The organism is Amycolatopsis halotolerans (assembly GCF_042647905.1).
Lineage (GTDB): Bacteria > Actinomycetota > Actinomycetes > Mycobacteriales > Pseudonocardiaceae > Amycolatopsis > Amycolatopsis halotolerans.
Map to the genome: position 1 here is coordinate 1 of NZ_JBHRWI010000046.1, position 5,362 is coordinate 5,362.

Annotated in this window: 7 protein-coding genes; 2 read left to right on the forward strand and 5 right to left on the reverse strand. The window is 68.8% G+C overall.

The window, feature by feature from the left end; all coding sequences use genetic code 11:
- Both ACFORO_RS33410 and ACFORO_RS33415 read right to left on the reverse strand, forming a co-directional pair.
- A partial coding sequence (locus tag ACFORO_RS33410; protein WP_377896707.1) for a PHP domain-containing protein occupies positions 1-601 on the reverse strand: 601 nt, incomplete at its 3' end.
- Positions 602-728: 127 nt separating this feature from the next.
- Positions 729-1,118, reverse strand: a complete 390-nt coding sequence (locus ACFORO_RS33415) for a PadR family transcriptional regulator (RefSeq protein WP_377874190.1) — start codon at positions 1,116-1,118, stop codon at positions 729-731.
- A gap of 12 nt (positions 1,119-1,130) precedes the next feature.
- On the opposite strand from ACFORO_RS33415, the gene ACFORO_RS33420 reads away from it, so the two are divergent.
- Positions 1,131-1,529 carry a hypothetical protein gene (locus ACFORO_RS33420; protein WP_377874187.1) on the forward strand — a complete coding sequence of 133 codons (399 nt, stop codon included), beginning with the start codon at positions 1,131-1,133 and terminating at the stop codon, positions 1,527-1,529.
- Positions 1,530-2,084: 555 nt separating this feature from the next.
- Here the strand turns inward: ACFORO_RS33420 and ACFORO_RS33425 are convergent.
- Positions 2,085-3,287, reverse strand: coding sequence for an MFS transporter (locus tag ACFORO_RS33425; RefSeq protein ID WP_377874191.1), 1,203 nt, complete (start codon positions 3,285-3,287; stop codon positions 2,085-2,087).
- A gap of 183 nt (positions 3,288-3,470) precedes the next feature.
- Entirely contained in the window at positions 3,471-3,875 is a 405-nt protein-coding gene (locus ACFORO_RS33430) for a nuclear transport factor 2 family protein (RefSeq protein ID WP_377874188.1), read from the reverse strand.
- A gap of 70 nt (positions 3,876-3,945) precedes the next feature.
- Here ACFORO_RS33430 and ACFORO_RS33435 point away from each other — a divergent pair, with 70 nt between their 5' ends.
- Positions 3,946-4,515, forward strand: a complete 570-nt coding sequence (locus ACFORO_RS33435) for a TetR/AcrR family transcriptional regulator (RefSeq protein WP_377874189.1) — start codon at positions 3,946-3,948, stop codon at positions 4,513-4,515.
- 6 nt (positions 4,516-4,521) lie between these two features.
- On the opposite strand, the gene ACFORO_RS33440 is transcribed toward ACFORO_RS33435, so the two are convergent.
- Positions 4,522-5,028, reverse strand: a complete 507-nt coding sequence (locus ACFORO_RS33440; RefSeq protein ID WP_377874192.1) for a flavodoxin domain-containing protein — start codon at positions 5,026-5,028, stop codon at positions 4,522-4,524.
- Positions 5,029-5,362 lie beyond the last annotated feature (334 nt).

The following is a 5,362-nucleotide window of genomic DNA, read 5'->3' on the forward strand; positions in this document are numbered from 1 at the left end:
GCAACCCGTGGTCCATCAGCTCCAGGAAGAAATTCCCCGCGCCGAAAATGTCCTTGTAGTCCGACGCCGCCTGGACCGCCGCCTCCCGCTGGCCCAGCCGCAACCGCGTCTGCACCTCGCCCGACGGACAACCCGTCGTCGCGATGATCCCCGACGCGTTCTCCGCGATCAGCTCCCGGTCCATCCGCGGCTTCCGGTAATACCCCTGGATCGACGCCAGCGACGACAGCTTGAACAGATTCCGCAACCCGGTCGCGTTCCCCGCCAGCATCGTCATGTGCGTGTACGCGCCCGCACCCGACACATCGCCGCCCTCGCCCAGCTCGTCCGCACCCCGCTGGTTCGACTGCCCCCAGAACACCGGCTTCTTGTGAAACCGGCTTTCCGGCGCCACATACGCCTCAATGCCGATGATCGGCTTGATCCCGTGCTTCTTCGACGTCTGAAAAAACTCGTCCCCGCCGTACATGTTCCCGTGATCAGTCATCCCCACCGCGGGCATGCCCAACCGGGCCGCCTCCGCGAAAAGGGGACCGATCTTCGCCGCACCGTCCAGCATCGAATACTCGGTGTGGACGTGCAGGTGGACAAACGATGGCATGGCCGCATTGGACCCGCCGCACCGCGCCGCCGTCCAACAACCGACACGCGCGCTCGGACCACCTCCGGTTGTGCCCCGAGGTGACCGCCGGTGGATGAGTCCTTTGTGGACTCATCCACCGCGGGTTTTATTCCTCGGAGTCGTCGTCCGCGAGCAACGCATACAACCGGCGACGGGCTTCACGGAGTACCTTGCGCGCCTCCGCGAACTGCGCCTCGCTGCCAGCGTGCGCGACCTGTGCCGCGGCCCCGCCCAACTCGCCGATCTGCTGATACAGCGCCGCGAACCGGTCCGCCCCAGGTTCCTCGTCGCGCTCCGGAGACTCCCAGAGCTCGGCGAACTCCTCCTCCCGCCCGGCAACGTGCTCACGCCCGGCCTCGGTGAGATGCGCGACGCGCCGACCGCCCTCCTCCGCGGTGCGGACGAGGCCTTCGTCCTCGAGCTGCTGCAAGATCGGGTAAATGGACCCTGGGCTTGGCCGCCACTCGTCGTTCGTGCGGCGGCGGATCTCCTGCATCAACTGGTAACCGTGGCGGGGTTCCTCGGCCAGGAGGGCGAGCACGGCCGGACGTACCGGGCGGGCCGGACCTCGGCCGCGTTGGCCGCCGCGGGGTGGCCCGCCGAAGAATCCGCCTGGACCGCCTGGCCCACCGGGAAACCCGGGGAAACCAGGGAACCCCGGAAATCCGGGAAACCCTGGCCGATGCGGCGGCCCGGGAGGCCCAGGCGGACCGGGAGGTCCCGGCGGGAAGCCGCCGCGAGCTTCGAAGACGGAGTGGTCCCAGGCTTCCTCGCCACCGGGGTGGCCCGCGTGATGGGGCGGCTCGCCCGGATGACCGAGGTGGCCCAGGGGACCGGAGTGCTCGCCCGGATGACCGGGACGGCCTCCCTGGTGGGGCGGCTCGCTCGGCTGACCGAGGTGGCCTAGATGGCCGGAGTGCTCGCCCGGATGACCGGGGCGGCCTCCATGGTGGGGCAGCTCGCCCGGATGACCGGGGTGGCCCACCTGGTCGGAGTGCTCGTCCGGCTGGCCGGGGTACGCGTGGCCCTCCCCCGGTTCGCCCGGCCAGCCATGGCGGTCGCCCGGTTCGCCCTCGTGCCATCCCGGGTGACCGGGCCAGCCGAACTCGGCTCCCGGCCCGCCGAACTGCCCAGGCCAGCCGTGCTCCCCTCCCGGGCCGCCGCCCCTGGGCCATCCGTGTCCTTCCCCCGGTCCGCCCGGATGTCGCTCCCTCCCGCCGCCGCGCGGGTCGAACGGCATGCCTCGACCGCCGTCACCAGGGCGGATCGGTCCGGGACGGCCGAATCCGAACGGCATTCCGGGTCCGTCGGGACGCTCCGGGCCGCCGAAGCCGCGGAACAGGTGTCCTCCGCCTGCTGTCCTCGTCATGTGGTCCTCCTTCGTCGAACGCTCGCCGATATGCCCACGATATATCGGCGAGCGTTCGACGGCAAGGCCGCCCGAACCAGCGGACGGGAAAGATCAGGACGTTCCGGCGGGCGCGGTCGTCGCGCCTTCCCCTCCGAAGCGGATGGACTTCGCTTCCTTGCCCAGGGAGGTCAGCACGGCGACCGCGATGAGCACCGGGATCACTGTCCACAGCAGCGCGGCCGTGTAGCCCTGCGACTGGGCGATGCTCTGCTGGATCGGCAGGTTCAGCGCGGCCAGCAGGTTGCCGAGCTGATAGGTGACGCCGGGGAAGAAGCCGCGGATCGCGTCGGGGGACATTTCGGTGAGGTGCGCGGGGATGACGCCCCACGCGCCTTGCACCATGACCTGCATCAAGAACGAGCCGAGCGCGAGCATCCCGGCTCCGTGGTCGACGGCGAAGATCGGGACGATCGGCAGGCCGAGCACCGCCGCGCCGACGATGGTCATCCGGCGGCCGAAGCGTTCCGACAGCGAGCCGAAGACCAGACCGCCGATGATCGCGCCGACGTTGTACAACACGGCGATCCACGTGCTGGTCGCGGCGCTCAGGCCGGCGCCGCCGTGGTCGGTCGCTTTCAGGAACGTGGGATAGACGTCCTGGGTGCCGTGGGACATCCAGTTGAACGCGGTCATCAGCAGCACGAGGTACCCGAACCGGCGCAGCACCTTCGGGTTGAACAGGACGTCCTTGACCGACGTCCGGGTGACGCGCATCTTCTCCTGCGCCGCCTCCCACACCTCGGATTCCTTGACCCGCGCCCGGATCAGCAGGCTGATCAGCGCCGGGAAGATGCTCAGCACGAAGATCCACCGCCACTCCAGGCCGAGCGCGGTGTGGAACAGCAGATACGCCAGCGCGGCCATCAGGTATCCGGCGGAGTAGCCCGCCTGCAGCAGCCCGGAGAAGAAGCCGCGCCGCTCCACGGGAATCTTCTCCATCGCGAGCGCCGCGCCCAGGCCCCATTCGCCGCCCATGCCGACGCCGTAGACGAACCGCAGGATCAGCAGCACGGTGAAGTTCGGCGCGACCGCGCACAGCACGCCCGCCGCCGAGTACAGCAGGACGTCGACCATCAGCGGGACGCGCCGTCCGGACCGGTCCGCCCACAGCCCGAACAGCAGCGCGCCGACCGGGCGCATCACGAGCGTCGCGGTGGTGATGAACGCCAGCTGCGTGGCGGTGGCCCCGAACGACTTGTCCTTCGCGATGTCCGCGAGCACGAACACGACCAGGAAATAGTCGAAGGCGTCCATGCTCCAGCCGAGCCACGCGGCGAGGAACGAGTTCCGCTGATCGGCGCTGAGCTTGCGTTTTTCCTTGCCCCCGGCTGCGTTTTCGGTCACCGGCTTGGTCTACACCCGGTGTGGCGGCGAGGCAAGAGTCGCATGTGGACTCAGGATCTCCCTGACATACCAAGCAAAAGCGGAGGAATCGGGTTACTCGGGCGTTTTCGCCGAACGGGTCAGCAGGTGCGCCTCGCGCATCCGGCCGTCCGCGGCGAACTGCCCGAAGAACGACACCTCGATCTCGAGCTCCTTTCCTCGCTGGCGTACGTGCAGCGTGTACCGCGCGGCGACGCGATCGCCGTCGGCCATCGCCTCGTGGACTTCGATCCGGCTGTCCGGCCGGTTTTTCCGCACTGGACGGCAATGCGCGACCAGCCGATCGCGGTCGATCCGCACCCCGTCGGCGATCTGCACGACGTCTTGCGTGTGATAGCGGTCGACCACCGTCGCCGCGTCCTCGTCGGCGTGCACCAGATCGTCGGTGAACGATGTGAAGAAGCGCGCGATGAACTCCTTCGGATCAGCATGCGGATCGGTGCGTTCCAGCGTGTCCATGAACCCTCCCAGATGAACTCTGACACACTGTAAGATATCCGTTTGAGCTAACCTTGACAAGGTGTAAGAGATGTCGAAACTCCGCGCCGACGCCCAGCGCAGCCGCGCCGCCATCCTCGACGCGGCCCTCCGCGTACTGGAGGCCGATCCGGACGCGAGCGTCGAAGGCATCGCGACGGCGGCGGGCGTCACCCGCCAGACTGTCTACGCCCATTTCCCTTCCCGCGAACGACTTCTGGCCGCGGTGCTGGACCGGCTCACCGAAGAAGCCGTCGATGCGATGGACGCCGCGGGCCCGGACACCGGACCAGCGGCAGACGCGATCCTGCGGGTCCTCGAGGCCGCCCGCCGAGCGTCCTCGCGATACCCGATGCTGCTGCGCCGTCTCGGCTCGACGCCCGCTTCCGCGGAAGACGGCCGCGAGCAGCACGAGCCAGTCGCCGACCGGTTGCGACAGATCGTCGAACGCGGGCAGCGCGCCGGCGAGTTCGACCGTCAGCCCCCGGTAGATTGGCTGGTCACGGTCATCATCCAGCTGGGCCACGCCGCCGCGGGAGAAGCCGACGCAGGCCGGCTTTCGCCAGAGGACGCCGAAAAGGAGCTGTCCACCACGGTGCTACGAGTACTCGGCGCGTCCTGACCCAACTCAGATCACGACGCGAGACTGAATCCGGCGCCCAATGTCGCGCGCCCACGCCCGAATCCGGTCCCAGTCGCGAAAATCCCCCGCCCGATTGCCCCGCGCCATCAGCTTTTCCACCACACCGTCCGCCAGCGCCGGATCAAGCCGCCCACCGAACGTCTCGGTCCGCCCCGCGTCAATCGCGGCCGCCAGCAACGTCACCCGCGCGGGCAAACTCACCCGAGCGAGATTCGCACCCGGCCCACACGGTCCACTGTGGAACAACCAGACCGGACGCGCACGCAGCGCCTCGGTGTTGCGCTCCAGCAACCGCACCGCCTCGGGCCGCCACCGCGCGTAGTAGAGCGCACTGCCGACCACCACCGCCGCATACCCCGTGACACTGTCGACCTCGCCCGCCCCGCGCACGTCAACGGCAAACTCGGCAGCACGCAGCTCCTCGCCGACCACCTCGGCGATCTCGCGCGTCCCGCCATGCCTGCCCGCATGCGCGACGAGGACATTGATCATGTCCTTATTGTCCACCCCTTCGGCGCGCAGCGCCCGCCCGAAGCCCGTGAGGGCCACCTTCACGGACTCAGAGTCCCTCAGAGGGTGTTTCGAAACCCGCGTGGTCAGTCGCTGAATCCGTGTGTTACGCGGCAGCTTGCACGCAATCGCCCGGTGAACGCCATGCCGCGCCGGTATCACAGCCAACGCCCGACCGCGCCACCGGGTTTCGAAACACCCTCTCAGGGTTCCCCTCACGACCATCGCCGGTCCGTGAGGGGCTCCTTCACGGAACCTGATTCCCTCAAGGAGCCCTTCACAGCCCACCCGCCCGCTCCGCTCGCCGCGATGCGCC